Below are 24,159 nucleotides of genomic sequence, written 5' to 3' on the forward strand. Positions count from 1 at the left end.
AGGAGGAGACGCTCACCTGTGACCTGAACCAGGCGCGGCGATGGTATCGCTCCTACGCGGAAGAGGAAGAGGACATCGTGTGGGTCGCCGAGCAGAGGCTCGGCTGGGTCATGATGTTCACCGTGTCCGGATTGTTCCCGTGGCGGGCCCTTGAGTCGCTCCCGCAGCCGGGCGGCCGGGCCTATCATCTGCACTACTACGCGGGCGAAATCAGCGAACCTGCCTATGTCAATGGGGGCGAGTGGGAGGACATCCCCACGGAACACTGGGACCGCCCCATGGAGGAGGGAGCGGGCCTCGTCGGTTCCTCTAGCATCGCCCAAGAGATGAACTTCTACCTCGCCGCGCTGGCGTACACGACTGGCAGGTTCATCGACGGCTCCTGGTTCACCACGCCGGGGTTGCTCTGTCGTATTCCGGAAGGGGCGTGGCCGCGTGAGTGACCAGTGGGAGCTCCTGCTCGGCGCGGGACTGGGACGCGGATTTGCCGGCACCTGGGTCGAGTCGGGCGATGCCGATAGTGTGGCCGCTCTGCTCGGCGCGGATCTCGCCTCCCGCCAGGACTGCGACCTCGCCACCGCCATGGCCTGCTACCGGCCGATGGCCTTCACCGAACGCATATGGACCGGCCCGCACTCCGACGGCTGGACTCACGTCCTGACCATCAGCGGCCCACCCCCGGTGACCACGGGCCTGACGGAGGCGGGCCTGCGTTTCCTCCAGATCCGCACCTTGGACGGCTACGTCTACGATCTCTTCTACGGTGATGGCGTCACGACCGGCTGGGTGACCCAGCGGTGGTACGGGGAGATCATCGCTGAACCCGGCTCAATGATCGAGCCCTATGTCCGGGAGGTCGGCCCTCCCTCGGTCATCCCGGAGGTGGTGCGCTTCCGGCCCGAGGTCACCGAGCCCGAGAACCACGGGCGGGTCTGCCTGGAGGCCTATCTTTTCCTCGCCGGACGCATGAGCGGCCGATTCATCGACCGTGAGTGGTTGGGCGAGAAGAGGGCACTCTACACCGTCCTGCTCAGCGGGTGAATGACGATCCAAGGAAACCGAGAACCGAGATATGTCAGACCTGTCTGGCAGGCTCCAGGCATGGAGATGACACTGCAGCTGACGATCGACTGCGCCGACCCGCGGAGACTGGTGGCGTTCTGGAGCGAGGCTCTGGGATACGTGCCCGAGCCTCCGCCGGGGGGACATGCCACGTGGCGGGATTATTGGGCGGATATGGGGGTGCCTGAAGAGGAACTGTCCGCCGGCGCTGGCGACAGTCCGGAGTCGATCATCGACCCCATCGGGCAGGGGCCGCGGGTGTGGTTCCAGCAGGTTCCAGAACCCAAGGTCGCCAAGAACCGGGTGCACCTCGATCTGAAGGTGGGCGGCGGGCGCGACGTCCCATTGGCGATTCGCACGCAGCGGGTCACAACTGTGGTGGAACGGCTGACCACGGCTGGTGCCGCCGTGCTGCGGATCATGGATGAGCCGGACATGGAGTACTACGCCGTGGTGCTGCAGGACCCAGAGGGCAACGAGTTCTGTGTTGTCTAGGATTCGTGGCGCCCGTGTAGGCCCTGCCGCCTGCGGGGATGAAGGTCTATCGGAGTCGCCCGACAGGCCCGGACTGAACTCTAGTCTTCGCCGAGGTAGGCCTTGCGGACCTGGTCGTTGCCGAGCAGGGCCTGCCCATGGTCTTCGAGCACGATCCGGCCGGTCTCCAGCACATAGCCGCGGTCGGCGAGGGTGAGCGCGGCCTGGGCGTTCTGCTCGACCAGCAGGATCGTGGTGCCGGCCGCCTTGAGTTCGGCGACGGTTTCCATGATCTTCTGCATCATGATGGGGGACAGGCCCATGGACGGCTCGTCGAGCATGAGCAACTCGGGTTGGCTCATCAGCGCCCGGCCCATGGCCAGCATCTGCTGCTCGCCGCCAGAAAGCGTGCCGGCGGCCTGTTTGCGGCGCTCGCCGAGCACCGGGAACAGGTCGTAGGCCCGCTGGATGTCACGCCCGACCCCCGCGCCGTCACGGCGCAGGTAGGCGCCGAGCAGCAGGTTCTCCTCGATCGTCATGCGGGGGAAGATGTGCCGGCCCTCCGGTGAGTGCGCGAGCCCCAGTTCGACGATCTTGTGCGCTGGGGTGCCGTCGATCCGCCGGCCCTTGAACCTGATCTGCCCGCCGGCGGGCTTGAGCAGTCCGGACAGGGTCCGCAGCGTGGTGGTCTTGCCTGCGCCGTTGCCGCCGATCAGCGTGACGACCTGACCCTGCTCGACCCGGAAGCTGATCCCCTTGACAGCCAGGATGGTGCCGTAGGCGACCCGAAGGTCGTCCACCTCGAGCATCGCGGTCATGCCTGCTGCTCCGATCCAGCCGGTGTGCCGATGTAGGCGGCGATCACTCGCTCGTCGTGCTGCACCTGTGCCGGGCTTCCCTCAATCAGCTTGCGGCCCTGGACGAGCACGGCGACCCGGTCGCACAGCGTGAAGATGAACCGCATGTCGTGCTCGATCACCACCACGGCCAGGCCGCGGTCCCGGATCTTGAACACCAGGTCCTTCGTCTGCGCGGTTTCCAAGGGGTTCATTCCGGCGGTGGGCTCGTCCAGCAGCAGCAGGCCGGGGTCGCTGGCCAGGGCCCGGGCGATCTCCAGTCGCCGCTGGTCGCCGTAGGGCAGGTTGCGGGCCAGGTCGTCCGCCGCGTCGGCCAGGCCGACGAAGTCGAGCAGTTCCCGGGCCTGGGCCTCGGTCTCCCGCTCCTCCCGCCGGTACTTCGGGCCGCGCACCAGCGCCGAGAGCGCCCCGACGGTGGTACGGCAGTGCCGGCCGACCTTCACGTTCTCCACCACGGTCATGTTGGGGAACAACCGGATGTTCTGGAAGGTGCGGGCGACGCCGGCCTTGGTGACCAGGTCCGGCCTGCCCGACAGCGGCGTCCCACGGTAGATCACCTGGCCGGCCGTGGGCACGTACATGCCGGTCAGGCAGTTGAAGAACGTCGTCTTGCCCGCGCCGTTCGGGCCGATCAGCCCGACGATCTCCTGCTCGCCGACCGTGAAGTCGACGCCGTCGACCGCGGTCAGCCCGCCGAAGCGCATCGTCACCCCGGACACCCGCAGCACCGGCTTGTGGGGCGTGTCCCCGACGGTCGCCGTCATCGCGCCCCCTCCGCCCGGGCCTCCCGGCCGAGCTCCTCGGAGATCTCCTCCTCGTGGAACTCCGCCTTCCGGCGCTTGTTCGCGATCACGCCCTCCGGCCGGAACCGCATCACCAGCACCAGCGTCACACCGAAGATCAGCAACTTGTTGTCCTGGAAGAACCGGAACTTCTCCGGCAGCAGCAACAGCACCACGGACCCCAGCAGCGCCCCGGTGACCGTGCCCATTCCGCCGAGCACCACGGCGGCGACCAGGAACGCCGAGTTGAGGAACTGGTAGGAGTCGGGGGTGATGGAGGAGATGGCGTGCGCCTGGATCGTCCCGGCCATCCCCGCCAGCGTCGCGCCCAGGGCGAAGGCCAGCAGCTTCAACCGGAACGTGTTGATGCCCGCGGCCTGCGCGGCCACCTCGTCCTCGCGGATCGCCAGCCAGGCCCGGCCGAGCCGGGAGTTGTTCATCCGCGAGAACACCAGGATCACGAACGCCATCAGCACCAGTTCGAGGAAGAAGTAGTTCGCGAAATATCCCAGGTTCATGCCGAAGACCGTGTGGGACTGGCCGAAGTCGATCCCGAGGAACTTCAGGTCCGGGATCCCCGGGATGCCGTTCGGGCCGTTGGTCACCTGCGGGCCGGTGCTGCCGTCGAGGTTGTTCACCGTGATCCGGAAGATCTCGCCGAAGCCGAGCGTCACGATCGCCAGATAGTCGCCGCGTACCCGCAGCGTCGGCGTGCCGATGAGCACTCCGACGATCGCGGTGATCACCGCGCCGATCACCACCGTGACCGCGAAGGGCGGATTCCAGCCGATCGTGCTCGCCGCCGCCCCGGACAGCAGCGCCCCCACGTAGGCGCCCACGCCGAGGAACGCCACGTAGCCCAGGTCCAGCAGCCCGGCCAGGCCCACCACGATGTTCAGCCCGATCGCCGTCGTGGCGAAGATCCCGACGTTGACCATCACGTTCAGCCAGTGGTTGTCCGAGCCCTGGGTGAACGGGAACGCCGCGGCGACGAGGAACGCCGCGGTGACCGTCACCCCCCGGTGCCGCGTCCCCACCTCGGAGATCCATGAGACCAGTCCCAGCCGCCAGGCCGCCGTCAGGGCGCCGCCCAGGGCGACCAGGAAGCACAGGAAGATCTCCCACTCGGGGATCGCGAGCGCCTCCACGAAGGCGGCCAGCGCGAGGCCGAGCACCAGGGCGATGATCAGGAACTCCACCCAGTCCGGCAGGCGGTACGACCACACCGCCGGGCGGTCGTCCGGCAGCAACCGGCCGGCCACGACGAACACCGCGGCGGCCAGCAGGGCTGCCCAGCCGCCCCACTCGACGTTGATCAGCCCGCCCAGCTCGACGCCGATCGCGAGGACCGTGAACGCCGTGACCAGGAAAACACCTGACGCGAGCACGCGTACCGCGCCTCCGGCGCCGCCCGGTGCCAGCACCCGGCGCAGGGGACTGACCTCGAGCAGCAGCAGCACGATCGCGACCAGCGCCAGCACGAGCACGTAGACCTGCGCCCCGCCGGGATAACCGTAAATCGTCAGATTCCCGGGAAACGCGCTGCCGTACGACCAGGCCAGGAAGGTCGACGCGAGGCTCAGAACAGCACCCAGCAGCGCCGCCGCACGGGCCGTCGTGGCCGGTACGCGCCCCCGGGCCCTCTCGATCAGCCGCCGCCGCGCGGTGGTCACTCCGCTGCCGCTCATGCCCGGTCCGCCACTCGCTCACCCAGCAGCCCCTGCGGCCGGAACACCAGCACCAAGATCAGCAGTGCGAAGGCCCACACGTCCTTCCACGCCCCGCCGCCGAACTGGCCGGGGATGTACTGCACCGCCATCACCTCGACGATGCCCAGTGCGAATCCGCCCACCACGGCGCCCTGGATGTTGCCGATGCCGCCGAGCACCGCGGCGGTGAACGCCTTCAACCCGGCGATGAACCCCATCCGGAAGTCGATCTGTCCCAGGTACAGCCCCTGCGCCATCCCGGCCACCGCCGCCAACGCCGCCCCCAGCAGGAACGACATCACGATCACCCGGTCGATGTTGATCCCCATCAGCCGGGCGGTGTCCGGGTCCTGCGCGGTCGCCTGCATCGCCCGCCCCATGCGGCTCCGCCGTACGAACAGGGTCAAAGCCACCATGCAGATCACCGAAACGAGCACCACCACGACCGAGGCGCGGTCCACGCTCGCGCCGAACCCGATCGGGATCGGCGACCCGGTGATCAACTGCGGAAAGGCCAGCTTCGAGCGGGCATCGGGGTAGTAGAGCCGCACCGCTTCCTGCAGCGCGATCGACACCCCGATCGCCGTGATCAGCGGGGCCAGCCGCGGCGCGTTCCGCAGCGGCCGGTACGCGAACCGCTCCATCGCCACCGCCACCGCCACCGCGGCGATCATGCCGCCGAGCAGCATCAACGGCAGTGCGATCCACAGGCTCGTCCCGTCCGGCAGGATGTACCGGTACACCGTGAACGCGCCGAACGCGCCGATCATGAAGATCTCGCCGTGTGCGAAGTTGATCAACTGGATGATGCCGTAGACCATGGTGTAGCCCAACGCGATGAGGGCGTACATGGCACCGAGCACCACTCCGTTGGCCAACTGCTGCACGAACTGGGTGAGCACCCGAACCTCCGAGGACCCGTCACCACACCTGACGGACTACTTGAAGGTGTCGGTGTGGGCGGGGGCCCACTTGTCACCGTCGACCTTGTAGACCGTGAGGATCTTCGTGGTGTTGTCGCCGAACTCGTCGAACGCCACGTGCCCGGAGGTGCCCTCGAAGGAGATGTTCTGCACCGCCTGGATCGTCGCCTCGCGCACGTCCTTGTTGATCTCCGTCGCGTCCTTCAGCGACACCTTGAGCCCGTTGATGATGGCGTTCGCCGCGTCGAACGCGTAGGCGCCGTACGCGGAGTACGACTCGCTGAACCCGGCCTTGTCGTAGGCCTCCACGAACGCCTTGGCCGAGTCCAGCGACTCCACCGGCGCGCCCACACTCGTGCCGAAGTCGCCGACGGAGGTGTCGCCGCCGAGTTCGATGTACTTGGGGTCGACGATGCCGTCGCCGCCCATCAGCGCGACGTTAAGCCCGCGTGCCTTCATCTGCCGGCTCAGCGGACCGGCCTGGGGATACTCCCCGCCGTAGTAGAGCAGGTCCGGCTTGGCCGCGGCGACCTTGGCGATCACCGACGAGTAGTCCGTGTCATCCGGGTTGATCGTCTGCTCAGAGACGACTTCGCCGCCGAGCGCCTTGAACTCCTTGGTGAACTGCGCCACCAGGCCGACGCCGTACGTCTTCTTGTCGTTGATCGTCGCGATCTTCTTGATGCCCAGCGTGTTGTAGACGTAACGCGCGCCGAACGGTCCCTGGATCGCGTCGGTGGTGCAGGTGCGGAAGTAGTTGTGGTACGGCCGCTTCGGATTGTCCAGGTCCTCGCCCATGGTCAGCGCCGGACCGGTGTTGCCGGGCGACACCTGGACGATGCTCGCCTTGTCGAGCACCGGCATCACGTTCTGGGCCACGCTCGAGTTGTACGTGCCGACCACTCCGGCGACCGCCGTGTCGTCCGCCAGCGTGCTGGCCGCCTGCTGGCCCACCTGCGGGGTCGCCTGGTCGTCCTCCGCGCGCAGTTCGATCTTCCAGCCGGGGATGGCGTTCTGCTCGTTCGCCTGGCGGATCGCCAGATCGACCGAGTTGCGGATGCCCAGCCCGATCGCCGACAGGTTGCCGGTCAACGGGGCGATCACCCCGATCTTCACGACCTTCTGGTCACCGCCGGACCCGCTCCCGGTCTCGTCGGCCCGAGTCCCGCAGGCCGCCAGCGCCAAGGCGCCGACAACGAGCAGAGCACCACCTTTGACAACCGAGCGCCGACGCACCATGTCCTCCGGAAGTTCGATAGGGGAAAGGGAAAATCGCGACACGATGCCGAGGACGCTACTCGCGATGTCGGCCGACCTCGCGAGATCGTTCTAAACCGTTACTCTTGCGTTATTCCGCGCGATCGAGCACCTGTCCGTTGGGCGTAGGGTCTATCCGAAGGGGGTTCAGGTGCCGCGCGTCCGGGAGGTGGAGGTCTTCAGGATGACCCTGCCGTACGGCAGGCGTCCGGAGACCACGCTGGTCAAGCTCACGGACTACGGCGGCATGACCGGCTGGGGCGAGGTCGTCGGGCCCGCACCGCATGTGGAGCGGTCGCTTCCCGCGCTGATCGGCGTCGACTGGGAACACCCGGCCGAGCTCGGCCAGATCCCCGGCGGCTCGGCCGGCGACATGGCGTGCTGGGACCTGTGGGGCCGGATGAACGGCGTCCCGCTGGCGCACGCCCTCGGCGGAAGCCGTACCTCCCTCATCGGGACCGTGCGGCTGGCCGCCGACCGCTCGGTCGAAAGCATGATCGCACGGGTGAACCGGCACGTCTGCGCGGGCTACGGCCATGTGACGCTCGACATCCACCCGGGCTGGGACGTCGAACCGCTCCGGGCGGTCCGCGCCGCCTATCCCGGTCTGGCCATCGCCGTCGACGGGCGCGGCGCCTACGCCGGGATCAGCCAACTCGAGGCGCTGGACGCCTACGGCATCGTCGCCATCGAGCGGCCGTTCAAGGATCTGCTGACCAGCGCCGACCTGCAGGACCGGGTGGCCGCCGCGGTGGCGGTCGAGGTCGGTTCCGTGACCGAACTGGACGAGGCGGTCGGTCTGAACGCCGGTCGCGCGCTGCTGCTGCGTCCCGCGCTGCTCGGCTCGCTCGGCGCCGTACGGCTCGTGCACGACCACGCGGTCGCCGCCGGATGGGACATCATCTGCGCGGGCGGGCACGGCGCCGGTCTCGCCCGGGCCGCCACCGTCGCGGTGGCGAGCATGCCGGGCTGCTCGATGCCGAGCGACGTCGCCGAGCCGCCGCGGAGCGCCCAGGTCGTCCTCCCGCCCGTCGACGCCTCGGGCGGCGTCGTCGCCGTGCCGCTCACGCAGCCGGGCCTCGGCCACACCGTGGACGAGACGCGGGTACGGCGCCTGGCCCGCGAATCCTTCCGCGTTTAGGACACGACCTAGACGCCGCAGCCGTCGGAGATCGGGGCGGTGGTGGACGGGGCCGCGGAGAACGGCGCACGCCACCTGGGGGCGGGGCGGGCCTCGATCGCCTTGGCGGTGAGCTCGCGGATGCGGTCCCAGTCGGGATGGGCCGTGCTGATCATTGGCGGCATGAACTGCAGGCTCGTCACCCCGGCCTGCTTCACCTTCCAGGCGAGCGGCACCAGGTGCTCCAGCATGGGCCGGGGGATGTCGGTACGGACGACCCCCCGGGCGGCCGCGGCGATCCGGGTGAAACGTCGCAGCACGGTCGCCGGATCGGCCTGGGCGAGCAGCGCGTTGAACACGCAGCGCTGCCTGCGCATGCGGGCGAAGTCGTCGCTGTAGGTGCGGGACCGGGCGTACCACATCGCCTCGGCGCCGCTGAGCCGCCGGGTGCCCGCCGGGAGCACGCCCTCGTCGTACCGGCCGAACACGATGTCGTGGTCGACGGTGAGCACGAGGCCGCCGAGCGCATCGATGATCTTCGCGAACCCCCAGATGTTGACCAGCGCGTACCAGTCGATCGGGATGCCGAGTGTGTACGCCACGGTCTGCTTCAGCGTCTCGGCCCCCATGCCGCGGCGTCCGCCGAACAGCTCGGGGTGATCCTCCGCGTACTGCCACACCGAGAACAGCAGGTCCTCACGCCAGCCGGGTTTGGACTCGGGGAGCTCGAAACCGTAGGGGAAGCGCCGCTCCATCGGGCTGCCCGGGGGGAAACGGACGTGCTCCAGGTTCCTCGGCAGGCCCAGCAGCACGGTCCTGCCGGTGTGGACGTCCACGCTCGCCACGTTGATGCTGTCGGTCCGCATGCCGATCCGGTCGCGGCCCCAGTCTCCGCCGAGCAGGAGCACGTTGATCCGTCCCCGGCCCACCCAGGGATCGCCGGGCCGGCCCGGTCCGGTGTCCGACGCGCCGAAGACCGAGTCGAGCGTCTGCTGGGAGACGGCCAGATATCGGGCGGCGAGCGCGAACGGCGCCGCCATGGCCACCGCAAGCGCCCCCGCGATCAGCCCGGTGGCGATCTGCCCCGGGTACGGCAGCCGCCCCGGCCGCAGCACGAAATATGAATGAATGATCAGGGAGAACCACGCGACGGCGACGGCCCCCGCGACCGCGGCGATCTGACTCAACCAGTTGAGCGCCCGCCCGGCCAGCCCCGCGTCCGCGCCGGCGGCCACCAGGACCATACAGGTGACGGTGGACAGATAGGTGAGGAGCAGCACCGTCCCGGTGCGCCGCCACCCGGCCCGCAGGTGCGCGGCCCCCGGCAGCACGGCCGACAGCGCCACCCAGCCGATCAGCGCGGCGCCCCGCCCCGCCTCCTCAGTCGTTTCTCGCCCCTCAGTCGTTTCTCGCCTCGTGGACACGCCTCCATCGAAGCGGTCACGCCGGGGGAAAGCCCGGCTCGCTGAGCCGGGCGGGAGACTCGATACCGCCATTTGACGCTCACCAGGGAATGGCGAACAGCCCGAAGTAGGCGGCCGTGACCAGCAGCAGCGCGGTGCCGCCGAGCACACCCGCCAGCACGCAGCGCTGCCAGAGCGTCGGCTCCCACCCGGCGCGCAGCGCGGTCATGACGGCCGCCGCCGCCGTCACCTCCTGCACCAGCATCACCACGGCGAGCAGCCGTACGACCAGCCACCCGGCCTGCACGGCGGGCCACGCGCCGGCCTGGTTGACCGAGAACAGCACGATCAGCGTGATGAAGGCGATGACCGCGGCCAGCTCGCCCAGCCCGACCCAGGCCATCCGGCGCAGCCGCCGCCGGATGGCGGGCCACCTCTCGAGGTCCGTCTGGAGCCGGGGATCGCGGGCCCGAAGGCGGACGACCATCTCGGTGACCGGGGCGGCGACGTAGCCGACTGCGGCCAGGCAGAGGGTCAGCCACAGAATGGTGGTGTGGCCGTACCAGGGCGCGGACGGCACGTCGCTGGCCTCGAACCGCTGGACCGGTGTCGCCCCGGCCAGCGCCACCGCGGGTTCGGCCGTGCCGGGCAGGTCCCTGATCCAGTTGGCGAGCGTCGGCAGGTACGCGGGCGCGTACGGCCCGCCGCCGATCCGCATGGCGTGATCGGCGCGGGCGAGGAAGCGGATCGTGTAATCGGCGTTGCCGCCGTCCCGGAGGGCGTTGACGAGCGTGTCGGTGCTCTCCACGAACGGGATGGACGGGTCGTCGGTGCCGTACAGGGCCAGGACGGGCTGCCTGATCCCGCGCAGCGCGGGGACCCCGTCGTGGCGGAGGAACTCGAAGCCCACCCCGCCCATCGCGCGGGTGAGCAGGTCGCGCACGCCGGGCGGGGCGTGCAGGCGCAGCAGCTGCTCGTTCAGCGCCCAGGCGACCTGCCGCATCGGCGAGACGTTCGGCGAGGACACCAGGACGACGAAGGCCGCCTCCCCGGTGCCGGCGGCGATCGGCACGACCCAGCCGCCCTCGCTCACCCCCCATAACCCCGCCCTGGCGGGATCGACGTCGGGCCGCTGCCGCAGCACCCGCAGCATGCGCAGGGCGTCGTCGGCGAGCAGTGAGAAGTCGCGGTGCGGGAAGGAGTAGCCCACTGTGCGCTTGTCGTAGGCGAGGGTCACGATGCCCGCCCTGGCCAGCCACTCGGCCTGCTGGTCGAACTCCGAGCCGTTGCCCGACCCCGAGCCCTGCACGAAGACCATCGCGGGGTGTCTGCCGGACGTCAGCGGATATCTGATGACGGCCTTCAGCGTCTCGTCGCGGGCCGGCACCATGACCGTCCGGGTGTTGATCGGCGCGGTCGCGGCGACGGGCCGGGTCTCGTTCGCGGGCTGCGGCGGAAGGGAGTGGAAGCTCTCCGAGGCGGCCAGCGGGGCGGGGTCGAACGTCGGGGGCGAGAGCAGGTAGCCCAGAGTGGCCAGTATCAGCATCAGGATGCCGGCGATCATCCCAATCGTCCCCCGGCCGACGTTCATGAGCCCGCTCCCGGTACGACTTCGATACCGAGTCCAGATTAAGTCATTACTCGATTTCGGGCGTGGGTATATTTTCCGACCGTCGGGGCGACGGGAATGCCACGAACCTGTTAGCTTCCTGCGACATGCGTGTCTTGCACAGCTCCGACTGGCATCTGGGCAGGTCCTTCCATCGGGAGAGCCTGCTGGACGCTCAGACCGCGTTCGTCGACCACCTCGTCCGGACCGTACGAGACGAGCGGGTGGACGTCGTGGTGGTGGCCGGCGATGTGTACGACCGGGCGCTGCCGCCGGTGGACGCGGTGGCGCTGTGCGACGAGGCGCTGGCCCGGCTGAAGGAGCTGGGCGTGCACACCGTGCTGATCAGCGGCAACCACGACTCGGCCGTACGGCTCGGCTTCGGCTCCGCCCTCATGGAACGGGTGCACCTGCGCACCGACCCCGACAGGGCCGGGGAGCCGGTGCTCATCGACGACGTGGCGTTCTTCGGCATCCCCTATCTCGAGCCCGAACTGGTGAAGGACCGATGGGAGTTGGCCGAGCGCAGCCACACCGCCGCCATCCGCCATGCCATGGACAGGGTCCGCGCCCATCCGGCCCGGCGTAAGGTCGTGCTCGCCCACGCCTTCGTCACCGGCGGGCAGGCGAGCGACAGCGAGCGGGACATCAGCGTCGGCGGGGTGTCCCACGTGCCGCTGAACGCGTTCGACGGCATCGACTACGCGGCGCTCGGCCACCTGCACGGCCGGCAGACGATGAGCGAGACCGTCCGCTACTCCGGGTCCCCGATCGCCTACTCGTTCTCCGAGGCCGGTCACGTGAAAGGCTCCTGGCTGGTCGACCTTCCGGCGGAGGGCGCCGCGCGCGCGGAGTTCGTCCCCGCGCCCGTCCCGCGCCCGGTCGGCACGCTGCGAGGGCACATCGACGACCTGCTGACCGACCGGCGGTACGCCGATCGGGAGGGGCACTGGCTGCAGGTGACGCTGACCGACCCGGTCCGGCCCAGGGAGGCCATGGAACGGTTGCGCCGCCGCTTCCCGCACACCTTGGCGCTCTCCTTCGAGCCCGATGGCCCGTCCGACGCCCCCGCCCGGCCGGTGAGGATCGACGGGCGCGCGGAGATCGACGTGGCGCTCGACTTCGTGCGCGTGGTGCGAGGCGAGCCGGCCGATGAGGCGGAGGCGAGCGTGCTCGCGCAGGCCGTGGAGGCCTGCCGGATCGAGGAGGCGTCATGAGACTGCACCGCCTGCGGCTGACCGCGTTCGGCTCCTTCCCCGGAACCGAGGAGGTCGACTTCGACGCGCTCGGCGAGGCGGGGCTCTTCCTCATCCACGGGCCGACCGGCGCGGGCAAGACCACCGTGCTCGACGCCGTCTGTTTCGCCTTGTACGGCAGGGTGCCCGGGCAGCGGGACAAGGCGCGAACCCTGCGGTGCGACCACGCCCCGCCGGACCGCGGCCCCGCGGTCGTTCTCGACTTCACCATCAGGGGCCGCCGGCTGCGGATCACGCGGTCGCCCGCGTGGATGCGCCCCAAGCTGCGCGGCACCGGCCTCATGGAGGAGAAGGCCAAGACCCTGCTGGAGGAGCACATCGCGGGCGAGTGGACGGCCCGCAGCACCCGCAGCGACGAGGCCGGCCACCTGATCAACGACCTGATGGGCATGACCGCCGAGCAGTTCTGCCAGGTCGTACTGCTCCCGCAGGGCGACTTCGCGCAGTTCCTGCGGGCGAGCGGGGACCGGCGGGCCGAGCTGCTCGAGCGTCTGTTCTCGGTGCGGTTCTTCACCGACCTGGAGAAGTGGCTGGCCGATCACCGCACCGAGACCGGACGCCGGCGGCAGGCGCTCCGGGACGCGGTCGTCTCGGTGACCGACCGCATGCGTGGTGCGTCCGGCGCCGAACTGCTGGCGGCGCTCGATCAGGGGCTCGATCAGGGGCTCGATGCCGCCGATGAGGGTGACGAGGACGCGGCGGCGGGAACCGACCCGGCGGACGACCCGCTCGCGTGGTCCGCCGCGTTGCTCGCGGCGGCGGCCGAGATGGTCACGGCCACCGCGGCCGAGCGGTCCGGGGCGGCCGCCGCGCTGACGGCCGCCCGGTCCCGGCTGGAGGAGGGGCGGGCGCTGGCCGAGCGCCGCCGGCGGCACGCCGCCGCCCTGGCCCGGCGCGACGAACTCGCCGGCGCCGCTCAGGAACGGGCCGACCTGCGGTCGATGCTCGACCAGGCGGCCAGGGCCGACCGGGTGCTCCCGCTGATCCGCCAGGCCGGCCAGCGGGCCGAGGCGGCAGACAAGGCGCGGCGGCTGGCCGGCGACGCGGTCGGTCGCGCGCTTCCCCTCGTCGCCGGCGACTCCCCGACAGACGGCTCCCTTCGAGACCGGGAGCGGGAACGCCGGGCCGAGATGACCAGGCTGGAGCAACTCCTGCCCGATGAGTCGCGGCTGACCACCGTCCGGGCGGATCACGACACGGCCGAGCGCCGTCTGGTGGAGCTGACGGGGCTGGCGGCCGAGGCCGCCGCGCGCCTGGCCGTCCTGCCCGGTGAGCGGGAGCAGGCCGAGACGCGGCTGACGCAGGCCAGGATCGCCGCCGCCCGGCGGGCAGGGCTGGCGGCCGAACGCGACGCGGCCGAACGCGATCTGAAGGAGATCCGCCGCCGGGAGGCCCGCGCCGCCGACCTGGCCGACGCCGGAGCCGCGGCGGCCGCCGCCCTCGCGGCGTTGCCGACGGGCCTGTCCGCCGGGGACCTGTCCGCCGGGGACCTGTCTGCCGGGGACCTGTCTGCTGGGGACCTGTCTGCTGGGGACTGGGCCGCCGCCGACCTGGCCGAGGCGGAGCGGTCGCGCCGCGACGAGCTGGTCAAGCTGGAGGAGCGGGCGGCGGAGGAGACGCGTCTTCGTGAGATCGACGGCCTGCTCGCCGATGCGCGCCGCGAGGCCGAAGCGGCGGCCGAGCGGGAGGCCGCGGCGCTCGCCGGGCTGGCCGAGTCGCCCGCGGTGCTGCACGAGACCGAGGCCCGCCTGGGTGAGGCGCGGTCGGCCGCCGCCCGGGTGCCCGGCCTGCGGGCCGCCTGCGACAGGGCACGGGAGAGGTTCGAGTCGGCACAGGCCAGAGACACGCTGATGGCGGACCTGGCGGAGGCACAGGCGGCACGCCGGGCGGCGGTCGACGCGGCCCAGCAGGCGCGAGACGCGCTCCAGGACGTACGTCGCGCCCGCATCGACGGCATGGCGGCGGAGCTCGCCCGCGAACTGGTGCCCGGCAGTCCCTGTGTGGTCTGCGGATCCAGCGAGCACCCCGCCCCCGCCGCGCCGGCGGACTTCGCACCCACGGCCGAAGACGAGCAGAACGCGCAGGACGCGTTCGAGGCCGCCCGGCAGCACAGGGAGGCGGCCGAGACGCGGGTCGCCGGACTGGAGGCCCGTCTCGGCGAGATCGCCGGCAGAGCGGAGGAGCTGTCGCAGGACGAGGCCGCCGAGCTGCTCACCGGGGCGGAGTCGGAGCACACGGCGCAGCGGGAGGTCGCCGCCGGTGAACCGGTGCTGGCCGCCGAGATCCTACGGCTCGCCGCCGAGCTCGCGGAGCTCCGCGGGCAGGCCGAGGAGGCCGGCCACGCGCTGACCGGGCATCGAGCCCGCGAGCGCGAACTGCTGGCCGAGCGCGACCGCCTGTCCTCGCGCCTGGCCGACGCGTTGGGCGACGACCCCGACGTCCGTGCCCGGCGGGACAGGATCGAGACCGAGGTGGACCTGATCACGGTCGCCGTCGACGCCGTCGCGGCCGCCGCCGCGGCGCGCACGGCGTACGAGGAGGCCCTGGCCGCCGCCGGTCCACAGGAGGAGGGCACGGCCGTAGGTGCCCTCGAGGCGGCGCGGGAGGCGCTGCGCGCCGCGGACGCCGAGGCGGCGGAGGAACCCGAACTGGCCGAGGAGACGCGGCGGCTCGCGGCGGAGCTCGGAGAGGTGGAGGAGCGCGCCCGGACGGCGGAGCTCGAGACGGCCGAGACCAGGACGCACCGCGATCGGCTCGCCGAGGAGGAGCGGCGGCTGGCCGCGCTGCTCGACGCCCACCGCGGCGAGGACGCGTCCCTGGCCGCACGGCTGGACCGGCTCGCCGCCGAGGTCGCGCTGCTCCACGAGGCGGCCGAGGCGACGGCCACGGCCGAGATCGCCGAGCGGGAGCGGGAGAACGCGCTGGCCGCGGCGCGGGCCGCCGCGGCCGAGGCGGGGTTCGCGACGGTGGAGGAGGCCGGGGACGCGGCGCGGAACGAAGCCGATCGCGAGGCGATGGACGAGCGTCTGCGGCGGTTCGCCGCCGACGAGGCCGCCGTCGAGGCGCAGCTCGCCGATCCCGAGCTCGCCGCCGCCGCGGCCGCGCCGGACCCGGACGTGGCGGCGCTCGAAGCCGAACACGAGCGGGCGGAGCGCGATCATGAGACGCGGCTGTCCGCCGCCGACCGCGCCCAGGGGCGGTACGGCCAGCTCGCCGGGCTGGCCGGGGAACTCGGCCGCGCCCACGAGCGGTACCTGCCCGCCGCGGAACGGTACCGCCTCGCCCAGCGCCTGGCCGGGCTCGCCGCCGGCACCTCCGCCGACAACCAGTACCGGATGCCGCTCTCCTCGTACGTGCTGGGTGAGCGGCTCGGCCAGGTGGTCGCGGCGGCCAACGTGCGGCTCGACCAGATGTCCGCGGGGCGCTATCTGCTGGAACATCATCTCGGGCGGGTGGCGGGCGACCGGGCCCGCTCGGGCGGCGGCATGGCGCTGCGGGTGCTCGACGGCTGGACGGGTGCGGCCCGCGATCCGGCGACCCTGTCCGGCGGCGAGACGTTCGTGACCTCGCTCGCACTGGCCCTGGGCCTCGCCGACGTGATCGCCGACGAGGCCGGGGGTCCCGAGATGAGCACGCTGTTCGTGGACGAGGGGTTCGGCACGCTCGACGAGGAGACCCTCGACGATGTGCTCGACATCCTGGACGGCCTGCGCGAGGGCGGCCGGGCCGTGGGCATCGTCAGCCACGTCGCCGAGTTGCGTACGCGCATCCCGGCTCAGATCCGCGTCGTCAAGCGTCGCTCCGGTTCGATCCTCAGCGGGCCGTCAGCTCGATGAGGTGGCCGCCGATGAGCATGTAGCCGCCCGCGGCGAGGGCGGCGACGGAGACGAACAGGAAGAACACCACCCAGAGGCCGGCTGGGACACGGGTGAGCCGGGCGAGCTGGTCAGGATCGGAGTCCGGGGTGCGGCCACGCCTCCGCTTGGACCGCAGCTCCAGAATCGGGCGTACCCCGCCGAGCAGCAGGAACCACACCCCGGCGTGCGCGCAGGCGGCCCGAACCTCGGGCGGGGCGAACCAGGACAGCGCGAAGATCGCACCGCCCACGACGAGCAGCGCCACGGCGCCGAAGAAATTTCGGATCATCAGCAGCATGCAGGCCAGCAGCGCGAGCACGGCCCACAGCAGCAGCGTGACGTGTCCGGCGGCCAGCAGCCAGGCGGCGCCGAGCCCGATCAGCGAGGGCGCGACATAGCCGGCGGCCGCGGTGACGATCATGCCGGGGCCGGTCGGTCTTCCCCTGGTCAAAGTGACACCGGAGGTGTCGGAGTGGAGGCGGATGCCGCTCAGCCGGCGGCGGGTCAGGACGGCCGCAAGTGCGTGGCCTCCCTCGTGGGCAATCGTGATCAGCCCTCGGGTGGCGTGCCAGGCCGGGCCGTACGCCACGAGCGCGAGGGCGGCGCACCCGGACAGCACGATCAGCCACAGTGGGGGAGGAGGCTGGATCGCGGTCAGCTCATGCAGGTTCAGGGGGGTCACCTCCGCCCGAATCGTACGGCTTTCCGCGGCCGGCGTCCTAAACCCGACGGGCGCCCATCCGGAGACGGGCGCCCGCGAGGAGAGGCTTCAGCGCCTCAGTGGTTCATGAATTCAGCGCCTGACCCACACGTAATCCCGGTGGGAGTACGAGCGCTTGGCGTCGGCGTTGCCGGCGAAGACGACCCGCCAGGTGCCGGACCGCGACGCCTTCTTCTTGGTGTAGAACTTGCCGGAACCGTTGGTCCAGGTGTGCCTCACGGTCTTCCAGCGGTGGGTGCCCGCCTTCTTGAACTGCACGATGACCTTCTGGTGGCCGTAGCCGTCCCAGCCGCGATCCCAGATCTGGAGCGTGCCCCGGAAGTACATGGTCCGGCCGCGCTTGACGGGCTCGGGACCCGCGTTGAACTTGACGATGCGGGTGGCGGCCGACCGCGGGATCACCACTACCGGCGGCTCGGGCGTCCGCACGCGCACGTGGTCCGCCGTGCTCACCGAGCCCCGTACGCCGTACGAGCCGGCGTACTCGGCCCGCCACCAGCCGGAGGCCGTGGCCGTCACGTCGGCCTGGAACCGGCCGCGGTAGTCGGTGCGGTCAGAGGTGACGTACCGCCAGCCGTAGCCGCCGTCGGGCTTGAACATGATCTTCACCCGCTGGCCGCGGTGGCCGTCCCAGTCCCACCGGTCGCCGATCTGCAGCGTGCCGCGCAGGTGGAGGGTCCCGCCGTCGGCGACGGGCTCGGGGGAGGCGTCGAACCCGGTGATGCGGCTGTCGCGTGCCGAGGCCCTGACGTCGACGCGGTCGCTGTCGCTGACCGCGGCCTGGGAGTCGGAGGTCCCGGCGAACTCGGCCCGCCACCAACCGGACCGCCAGGCCCGTTCGTTCGTCCAGAACCTGCCGTGCGAGTCGGTGGTGACCGTCGCGACGCGGCTGTAGGAGCCGCCGAGCGGCTTGAACATGATGTTCACCCGCTGGTCGCGGTAGCCCTGCCAGGCGCCTTCCTTGACCTTCAGCGTGCCGCGGAGGTTGACCCTGTCACCCCGCCCGACCCGGTCGGGTGAGGCGTCGAAGTCCAGGCTCGTCGCCCGCTGGACCTGGACCTTGACCTGGAACGGCTGGGTCGCGCGGGTCGACTCGCCGTCCTTGGTCGCCGTCGCGACGAGCTTCCACCACCCGGGCCTGTCGGCGGACGTGAACGTGCGCGTCGCCGTGTAGGTGCCCGTCCCGCTGACGGTGAGGGAGACGTGGTGGCCGTGCGGGTCGACGAGCCTGGCCGATCCCGTGTCCGCGGTCTCGAAGGTGAACGTCGCCGTGGTGCCCGCGTCGGTGCTGACGATCACGGGGTTGGGCGACACCGCCAGGTGCTCCGGCGCCGGAGGCGCCGTGGTCGCGGCGGCGGGCAGCGCGATGAACATCGCGCCGCCCATGGCCACCGCCGCGACCAGGGCATGAATGCGTTTCAACATTTGCCGGCCTTCCTTGTGAGGGTGCTTGGTGCTGGCCAATGAGTAGACGTCCAAATAACGGCAAAGGTTCAGCCGTCTGACTTATTGTCATCAATCTGTGTCAAAAGGATCGGTCCACAAGCGAGAGCCGGTGGGCTGCGACATAATCAGGCGTGTGACGCGGGACGCTGTGGAGACGCACTTCGCCGAGGCCGTCGGGGCGCTGACGCCGGGGACGCCGAAAGATCCGACACTTCCGGTGCGGCCGGGCACGACACTGACCGGGATAATGTGCCGCGAGCTCTTCGCGGTCCAGCTCTCCAGCCGTCTCCTCGACGTCGCCGCCCGCGTGCTGCGCGAGCAGGACGAGGGCTTCTACACCATCGGGTCGGCCGGTCACGAGGGCAACGCCGCCGTCGCCGCCGCCCTGCGCGTGTCCGACCCGGCGCTCCTGCACTACCGCTCGGGCGCCTTCTACCTGGCCCGGTCGGCCCAGGCGGGCCGGCTGGCGGAGGAGGGGCTGCGTGACGTGCTCCTCGGGCTGGCCGCCTCGGCCGAGGAGCCGATCGCCGGCGGGCGACACAAGGTGTTCGGCCACCCGGACCTCGCGGTGATCCCGCAGACCTCCACGATCGCCAGTCATCTGCCCCGGGCCGCCGGCGTGGCCTTCGCGATCGAGCGGGCCCGGGCGCTCGACGTGCCGAGCGGGTGGCCGGCGGACGCGATAGCCGTCTGCGGCTTCGGCGACGCGTCGGCCAACCACGCCTCCGCGCTCACCGGGCTGAACACCGCGGCCTACGGCAGGTTCCGCGGCCTTCAGATGCCGGTCCTGTTCGTCTGCGAGGACAACGGGATCGGGATCAGCGTGAAGACCCCGCCGGAGTGGGTGGAACAGGCCAGGCACCCGCTGCTGGAGTATTTCCAGGCCGACGGCTGCGATCTGGCCGAGGCCTACGACGTGGCGCTGCGGGCCGTCGACCATGTCAGGTCCACCCGGGGCCCCGCGTTCCTGCACCTGCGCACCGTGCGGCTGATGGGCCACGCGGGCTCCGACGTGGAGATCGCCTACCGGACCCGCAAGGAGATCGCCCAGGACCTCGAGCGTGATCCCCTCGTCGGTACGGCCCGGCTGCTCGTCGAGGCCGGTCTCGCGCTGCCGGACGAGCTGCTGGACCGCTACGAGGCCGAGCGCGACCACGTGCTGAAGCTCGCGATGGAGTGCACACGCCGGCCGCGGCTGGTCTCGGCCGAGGAGGTGATGGCGCCCATCGCGCCGCGCCGTCCCGACGCGGTCGCCACGGAGGCGGCGCGGGTCGCCCCGGATCGGGACCGGGCTTTCGGCGGGACGATGCCGGAGCTCGAGGGCAGGCTGACGTTCGCCCAGGCCGTCAACCGGACGCTGGCCGACGCCATGGCGCTCGACCCGGGGATCGTGGTGTTCGGGGAGGACGTGGCACGCAAGGGCGGGGTGTACGGCGTGACGCGGGGGCTGCTGCGCAGGTTCGGCGCCGAACGCGTCTTCGACACCCTGCTGGACGAGCAGGCCATCCTGGGCCTCGCGCTGGGCGCGGGGGTGTCCGGGCTGCTGCCGGTGCCCGAGGTGCAATATCTCGCCTATCTGCACAACGCGCTCGATCAGATTCGCGGTGAGGCGGCGACGTTGCAGTTCTTCTCACAGGGGGCGTACCGCAATCCGCTCGTCCTGCGCGTGGCATCATATGCGTATCAAAAGGGATTTGGGGGACATTTCCACAATGATTCCTCACTTGCCGCATTGAGGGATATTCCCGGCATTATTCTCGCTTCGCCGGCTCGGCCGGACGACGCCGCCGCGATGCTGCGGACCTGCCTCGCCGCGGCCCGCGTGGACGGGAGCGTCTGCGTCTTCCTCGAACCGATCGCCCTCTATCACACCCGCGACCTGTTCGAAGAGGGCGACGGCGGCTGGCTCGCGCCGTACGCGCCACCGGCCCGCTGGGCGGAGACGCACGTGCCCGTCGGCCGGGCCCGCTCGTACGGCGAAGGCCGCGATCTGACCATCGTCACGTTCGGCAACGGGGTCAGGATGAGCCTGCGGGCCGCGGTGAAGCTCACCGCCGAGGACATCGGCTGCCGCGTGCTCGACCTGCGCTGGCTCGCGCCGCTGCCGGTGGCCGACCTGCTGCGCGCGGCCGAGCTCACCGGGCGGGTGCTGATCGCCGACGAGACCCGCCGCACCGGCGGCGTCTCGGAGAGCGTGATGGCCGCGCTGCTCGACAACGGCTTCACCGGCCCGATCGCCCGGGTCACCTCCCGCGACAGCTTCGTCCCGCTCGGCGCGGCGGCGCAGACCGTCCTGATGTCGGAGGCCGACATCGAGCGGGCGGCCCGTGAACTCCTCCATAGATAGAGCGGCGGGTGCGGCGAGTCACCGCCCGGGTGACCGGCCTCGACCTCCCTGGGAGGCTGGTGCGGGCGCTCGACGGGCGGGAGATCGCCTACGACACGCTCGTCGCTGTTGGCCACGAATAGCCCGATATGGAGCAGTAGCGTGCATTTAGTCCCTATTTCCTTTTGTGGACTGATCGGCATAATGGCTGGATGCACCATGCGGAACTCGGCGACGTCCCTCTTCCCCTCCAGGCCGTCGCCGGGCGCGCCGCGGGCCTGTCCGCGTCCTGTGATGTCGCCCTCGAGCCCGAGGGCGTCGGCGTGGTCGGGGCGAAAAGCTTCTCCACAATTTTCAGCCCGTTTGTCGGAAATGCGGCCGATCGACTGGTTGCCGAATGTTCGTGCCTGAAAGACGACCTCGACCTGGCCCAGATCCGTGACCGGTTCGCCGCTGACCTGTCTGCCATGCTGGTGCGGATCGCCGGCCGGGTTCTGGCGTTCGAACTCGACGCGCGACGAGCCGGAGGACGGTTGTCGGGCGCCACGCCGGCTGAACGCTTCGCCGACTTCGTGCGTCAGATGACCAAGGGCGGGCTGGACGCGTCCCTGAAGGCATATCCGGTGCTGGGTGAGCTGTTGGCCCAGGCGGCCGATCGGGCAGTAGACAGCGGACAGGAACTGCTGAAGCGGTTCGCGGCGGATCATCTGGGGATTCGCGAGTCGCTGGGGTGCGAGCCGGGAAGCCTGGTCGAGTTCACGGCCACGGGAGATCCCCATCTCGGGGGCCGGGCGGTCTCGGTGCTGACCTTCGACACCGGTGTGAAGATCGTCTACCGGCCGCGACCTGTGGAGGCTCACCTTCGCTTCAACGAGGTCGTGCGGTGGCTCAACGGCCGTGCGCCCGACCTCGGGCTGCGGACCCTGCGGGTGATGGGCGGAGAGCGGTACGGCTGGGCGGAGTTCGTCCAGCCGCGGCCCTGTGCCGATGTGGCCGAGGTGGAGGCGTTCTATCGACGTACGGGCGGGCTGCTGGCCCTCCTCTACACGCTCAACGCCGGCGACATTCATTACGAGAACGTCATCGCCTGCGGCGACCAGCCGGTGCTGGTGGACGTCGAGACCCTCTTTCATCCGGTGATCACCGGCACCGCCGTGATCGATCCAGCACTGCTCGCGCTGCACGACTCCGTGCAGCGCACGGCCATGTTGCCCACGATGTTGACCGGTGACCAGGGTTCGCTGGACGTGTCCGCACTGGGCGGAGACAAGGATTCGGTCTATCCGTTCTCCGCCGCCGCATGGCAGGACGCGGGCACGGACGAAATGCGGCTGGTGCGCGGGCCCGTCCGGTTCGCCGGGGCGGACAATCGGCCGCGACTGTGCGGTGTGGACGCCGACCCGGCTGATTACGCACCGAGTCTGCTGGCGGGTTTCCGCGAGGCTTACGAGGCCATCGTGAGTGGACGGGAGGAGCTGGCACGCGGGCTGCTACCCCGTTTCGGTCAGGTCAAGGTGCGGATGCTGTTACGACCGACGCGTGTCTATGACGAATTGCTCACGGAATCGACCCATCCCGATGTGATGGCGGACGCCGCCGGTCGCGATGAGGGCTTTTTCGAGCTGCTGCGGGCGATGTCCGTGGACGACTCTGCCCGATTGGCCGCGATACCCGCAGAGCGGGCTGATCTGCGGGCAGGAGATATTCCCTACTTCTGGGCGAGTCCCGGCTCTCGTGCGATCTACGGAGGCGACACCGGCCGATTGCCGTGGGAGTTGCCCCAGAGCGGCCTGGAGTCGGTGGCCGGAAAGCTTTCGAGGATGGGACCTGCCGACCGGGAACGGCAGGAGTGGGTCATAGCGGCGTCGCTGGCGACGCGGGTGGGTGGCCGAGGGCACGATCCCGGCGCACCGGTCGACGCGGGGCCGCTTCAGGCCGAGGAGAAGCCCCGTCCCGAGCTTCTCCTCGCCGCGGCCGACAGCATCGCCGACCGGTTGTGCCGGACGCTGTACCGGCAGGGCAGGGCCGTCAACTGGCTGGGGCTCGAGGCTCTGGACGATCGCCGCTTCACGATTATGCCGTTGGGCGGCGGATTGGCGACCGGATACCTCGGGGTAGCCCTGTTCCTGGCACAGTCGGGTCACGCCACCGGCACGTCCGGCCATATGGAGATCGCCCGGCAGGCGTTGGAGCCGATTCCCCGGCTGCTGGAGACCCTGGCGGCCCACAGGCCCCTCCTCGACGTCGTCGGATGCGGTGGTTTCGGTGGCCTGGGCGGCATGGCGTACGCGTTATCCCAGCTTGGAGACTTGCTCGGCGATGGTGACGTGGCCGGTTGGGTGGAGCCGGCCGTGGAGCTCGCCGGCGCCGCGGTCACCGACGAAAGCCCGCTGGACGTCTATGACGGCGTGGCAGGCTGTCTCGCCGCCATGCTCGCCGTTCACGACGTCACCGGGTCGCCTTCCGCCGCGCGTCTGGCCGGCGAGTGCGCGGAACGACTGGAGCCGGCGGCGCCCTCGGCCGACCTGCCGCCGGGATTCGCCTTCGGGCTGGCCGGGGTCGGCTGGGCACTCGCCAGATATGGGTCGAGAACAACCGGCGCCGACCTTCTCGAACGGGCCGCCCAGTCGGCGGAGGGGCAGACCTGGTGCCATGGACTGCCCGGAGTCTGGTTGGCGTTGGCCGACGTTCTCCCCGATGCCCTGGCGCTCCCCGATGACCCGGCGTCGTTGCCCCCTGTCCTCGACGTTCCCCTGGGTGGGCACGGCTTGTGCCACGGAGAGCTGGGGAGCCTGGAGGCGCTCAGCGTCCTGGCGGCTCGGGGAGATCAGGCGGCTCGGCGGTCCCTGCGCCGCCGCGTCGGCAGGCTGCTCACATCAGTGAACAGCGGCGCACGTTGTGGCACACCTGGCCACATCTCCACTCCTGGGCTGCTTGACGGCATGGCCGGCATCGGCCATGGGCTGCTCAGGCTCGTCGCACCCGAAAGCACCGCATCAGTGCTGCTGCTGCGGTCATCCTCTGAAAGGAGAGAAAAGTGAATGAGCAGGTGACATCGTCAGATGAGCGGGCGGAGCACCCGGTGAGGGGGAGGGCCGCCAGGTTGATGGCGACGGCCAGCCCCCTGACGCGTGCGTTGGTGCTGGCCGGGCTGACGACGGCGGCAACGCTCGTGCTCCGGTCGCCGGAGAGCGCCGCAGGCGCGGCTGTGGCGATGCCCCCGGTCGATGGCGACTCGGAAGGCTTCCTCCCCATCTCGTTCAGCATCCGGTGAGTGGCCACGAGAAACGTGACCGCTCACCGGGATAACGATGAGTCCGTTGACACGCGATCCCGGTGTACCGCATGGCGGTGGAT

Annotated in this window: 18 protein-coding genes; 9 read left to right on the forward strand and 9 right to left on the reverse strand. The window is 70.7% G+C overall.

Translation table 11 applies throughout. The features are described from left to right. The 3 genes from Mth01_RS21720 to Mth01_RS21730 form a co-directional block, all read left to right on the forward strand. Window positions 1-443 (forward strand): hypothetical protein (locus Mth01_RS21720; RefSeq protein WP_204017758.1); only part of this gene is annotated, 443 nt, incomplete at its 5' end. Then, window positions 436-1,041 (forward strand): hypothetical protein, encoded by a 606-nt coding sequence (locus tag Mth01_RS21725; RefSeq protein WP_204017759.1) that lies wholly within the window; start codon window positions 436-438, stop codon window positions 1,039-1,041. The genes Mth01_RS21720 and Mth01_RS21725, both read left to right, overlap by 8 nt. Before the next feature lie 60 nt (window positions 1,042-1,101). After that, on the forward strand, window positions 1,102-1,557 hold the full coding sequence (locus Mth01_RS21730; RefSeq protein WP_239089887.1) for a VOC family protein: 456 nt from the start codon (window positions 1,102-1,104) through the stop codon (window positions 1,555-1,557). Between the two features lie 80 nt (window positions 1,558-1,637). Here Mth01_RS21730 and Mth01_RS21735 read toward each other — a convergent pair whose 3' ends face one another. From Mth01_RS21735 to Mth01_RS21755, 5 genes are read right to left on the reverse strand one after another with little or no spacing between them, the layout of a single operon-like run. Further along, window positions 1,638-2,354 carry an ABC transporter ATP-binding protein gene (locus tag Mth01_RS21735; protein ID WP_204017760.1) on the reverse strand — a complete coding sequence of 239 codons (717 nt, stop codon included), beginning with the start codon at window positions 2,352-2,354 and terminating at the stop codon, window positions 1,638-1,640. Continuing rightward, on the reverse strand, window positions 2,351-3,157 hold the full coding sequence (locus Mth01_RS21740) for an ABC transporter ATP-binding protein (protein WP_204017761.1): 807 nt from the start codon (window positions 3,155-3,157) through the stop codon (window positions 2,351-2,353). Before Mth01_RS21740 ends, Mth01_RS21735 begins: the two co-directional genes overlap by 4 nt. Then, the gene (locus Mth01_RS21745; RefSeq protein WP_204017762.1) at window positions 3,154-4,863 is read right to left on the reverse strand and encodes a branched-chain amino acid ABC transporter permease; all 1,710 of its coding nucleotides are present in this window, start codon (window positions 4,861-4,863) and stop codon (window positions 3,154-3,156) included. Before Mth01_RS21745 ends, Mth01_RS21740 begins: the two co-directional genes overlap by 4 nt. Then, window positions 4,860-5,786: a branched-chain amino acid ABC transporter permease gene (locus Mth01_RS21750; RefSeq protein WP_239089888.1), complete on the reverse strand. Its 927-nt coding sequence runs from the start codon at window positions 5,784-5,786 to the stop codon at window positions 4,860-4,862. Before Mth01_RS21750 ends, Mth01_RS21745 begins: the two co-directional genes overlap by 4 nt. Before the next feature lie 36 nt (window positions 5,787-5,822). Further along, the gene (locus tag Mth01_RS21755) at window positions 5,823-7,046 is read right to left on the reverse strand and encodes a branched-chain amino acid ABC transporter substrate-binding protein (RefSeq protein ID WP_204017763.1); all 1,224 of its coding nucleotides are present in this window, start codon (window positions 7,044-7,046) and stop codon (window positions 5,823-5,825) included. Between the two features lie 169 nt (window positions 7,047-7,215). On the opposite strand from Mth01_RS21755, the gene Mth01_RS21760 reads away from it, so the two are divergent. After that, window positions 7,216-8,205: an enolase C-terminal domain-like protein gene (locus tag Mth01_RS21760; RefSeq protein WP_204017764.1), complete on the forward strand. Its 990-nt coding sequence runs from the start codon at window positions 7,216-7,218 to the stop codon at window positions 8,203-8,205. A gap of 8 nt (window positions 8,206-8,213) precedes the next feature. On the opposite strand, the gene Mth01_RS21765 is transcribed toward Mth01_RS21760, so the two are convergent. After that, window positions 8,214-9,608, reverse strand: a complete 1,395-nt coding sequence (locus Mth01_RS21765) for an LCP family protein (protein WP_239089889.1) — start codon at window positions 9,606-9,608, stop codon at window positions 8,214-8,216. 79 nt (window positions 9,609-9,687) lie between these two features. Further along, complete coding sequence (locus Mth01_RS21770) at window positions 9,688-11,178, reverse strand: alpha/beta hydrolase family protein (protein ID WP_204017766.1); 1,491 nt, start codon at window positions 11,176-11,178, stop codon at window positions 9,688-9,690. A 125-nt stretch (window positions 11,179-11,303) separates the two neighbouring features. Here Mth01_RS21770 and Mth01_RS21775 point away from each other — a divergent pair, with 125 nt between their 5' ends. Together Mth01_RS21775 and Mth01_RS21780 are read left to right on the forward strand one after the other, a co-directional pair. After that, complete coding sequence (locus tag Mth01_RS21775; protein WP_204017767.1) at window positions 11,304-12,413, forward strand: exonuclease SbcCD subunit D; 1,110 nt, start codon at window positions 11,304-11,306, stop codon at window positions 12,411-12,413. Beyond that, a complete protein-coding gene (locus tag Mth01_RS21780; protein ID WP_204017768.1) occupies window positions 12,410-16,288 on the forward strand; it encodes an AAA family ATPase in 3,879 nt (1,292 codons plus the stop codon). The genes Mth01_RS21775 and Mth01_RS21780 overlap by 4 nt, the downstream gene beginning before the upstream one ends. Here the strand turns inward: Mth01_RS21780 and Mth01_RS21785 are convergent. Together Mth01_RS21785 and Mth01_RS21790 are read right to left on the reverse strand one after the other, a co-directional pair. Continuing rightward, window positions 16,266-16,991 (reverse strand): M50 family metallopeptidase, encoded by a 726-nt coding sequence (locus tag Mth01_RS21785; RefSeq protein WP_239089890.1) that lies wholly within the window; start codon window positions 16,989-16,991, stop codon window positions 16,266-16,268. The two genes, Mth01_RS21780 and Mth01_RS21785, sit on opposite strands and share 23 nt — an antisense overlap. A gap of 111 nt (window positions 16,992-17,102) precedes the next feature. After that, a complete protein-coding gene (locus Mth01_RS21790) occupies window positions 17,103-18,455 on the reverse strand; it encodes a hypothetical protein (protein WP_204017769.1) in 1,353 nt (450 codons plus the stop codon). Between the two features lie 154 nt (window positions 18,456-18,609). On the opposite strand from Mth01_RS21790, the gene Mth01_RS21795 reads away from it, so the two are divergent. From Mth01_RS21795 to Mth01_RS21805, 3 genes are all read left to right on the forward strand, one after another. Beyond that, entirely contained in the window at window positions 18,610-20,823 is a 2,214-nt protein-coding gene (locus tag Mth01_RS21795; protein WP_204017770.1) for a thiamine pyrophosphate-dependent enzyme, read from the forward strand. A 191-nt stretch (window positions 20,824-21,014) separates the two neighbouring features. Beyond that, window positions 21,015-23,843, forward strand: a complete 2,829-nt coding sequence (locus tag Mth01_RS21800; RefSeq protein WP_204017771.1) for a type 2 lanthipeptide synthetase LanM family protein — start codon at window positions 21,015-21,017, stop codon at window positions 23,841-23,843. Beyond that, window positions 23,840-24,076, forward strand: a complete 237-nt coding sequence (locus tag Mth01_RS21805) for a hypothetical protein (RefSeq protein WP_204017772.1) — start codon at window positions 23,840-23,842, stop codon at window positions 24,074-24,076. The genes Mth01_RS21800 and Mth01_RS21805 overlap by 4 nt, the downstream gene beginning before the upstream one ends. Window positions 24,077-24,159 lie beyond the last annotated feature (83 nt).

Source organism: Sphaerimonospora thailandensis (assembly GCF_016863115.1).
Lineage (GTDB): Bacteria > Actinomycetota > Actinomycetes > Streptosporangiales > Streptosporangiaceae > Sphaerimonospora > Sphaerimonospora cavernae.

What these genes read in the sequence shown, in the direction of transcription:
- Mth01_RS21730 (WP_239089887.1), top strand. Translation starts at nt 1,102, where the DNA reads ATGGAGATGACACTGCAGCTGACGATCGACTGCGCCGACCCGCGGAGA.
- Mth01_RS21735 (WP_204017760.1), bottom strand. Translation starts at nt 2,354, where the DNA reads ATGACCGCGATGCTCGAGGTGGACGACCTTCGGGTCGCCTACGGCACC.
- Mth01_RS21740 (WP_204017761.1), bottom strand. Translation starts at nt 3,157, where the DNA reads ATGACGGCGACCGTCGGGGACACGCCCCACAAGCCGGTGCTGCGGGTG.
- Mth01_RS21745 (WP_204017762.1), bottom strand. Translation starts at nt 4,863, where the DNA reads ATGAGCGGCAGCGGAGTGACCACCGCGCGGCGGCGGCTGATCGAGAGG.
- Mth01_RS21755 (WP_204017763.1), bottom strand. Translation starts at nt 7,046, where the DNA reads ATGGTGCGTCGGCGCTCGGTTGTCAAAGGTGGTGCTCTGCTCGTTGTC.
- Mth01_RS21770 (WP_204017766.1), bottom strand. Translation starts at nt 11,178, where the DNA reads ATGAACGTCGGCCGGGGGACGATTGGGATGATCGCCGGCATCCTGATG.
- Mth01_RS21775 (WP_204017767.1), top strand. Translation starts at nt 11,304, where the DNA reads ATGCGTGTCTTGCACAGCTCCGACTGGCATCTGGGCAGGTCCTTCCAT.
- Mth01_RS21780 (WP_204017768.1), top strand. Translation starts at nt 12,410, where the DNA reads ATGAGACTGCACCGCCTGCGGCTGACCGCGTTCGGCTCCTTCCCCGGA.
- Mth01_RS21790 (WP_204017769.1), bottom strand. Translation starts at nt 18,455, where the DNA reads ATGTTGAAACGCATTCATGCCCTGGTCGCGGCGGTGGCCATGGGCGGC.
- Mth01_RS21800 (WP_204017771.1), top strand. Translation starts at nt 21,015, where the DNA reads ATGCACCATGCGGAACTCGGCGACGTCCCTCTTCCCCTCCAGGCCGTC.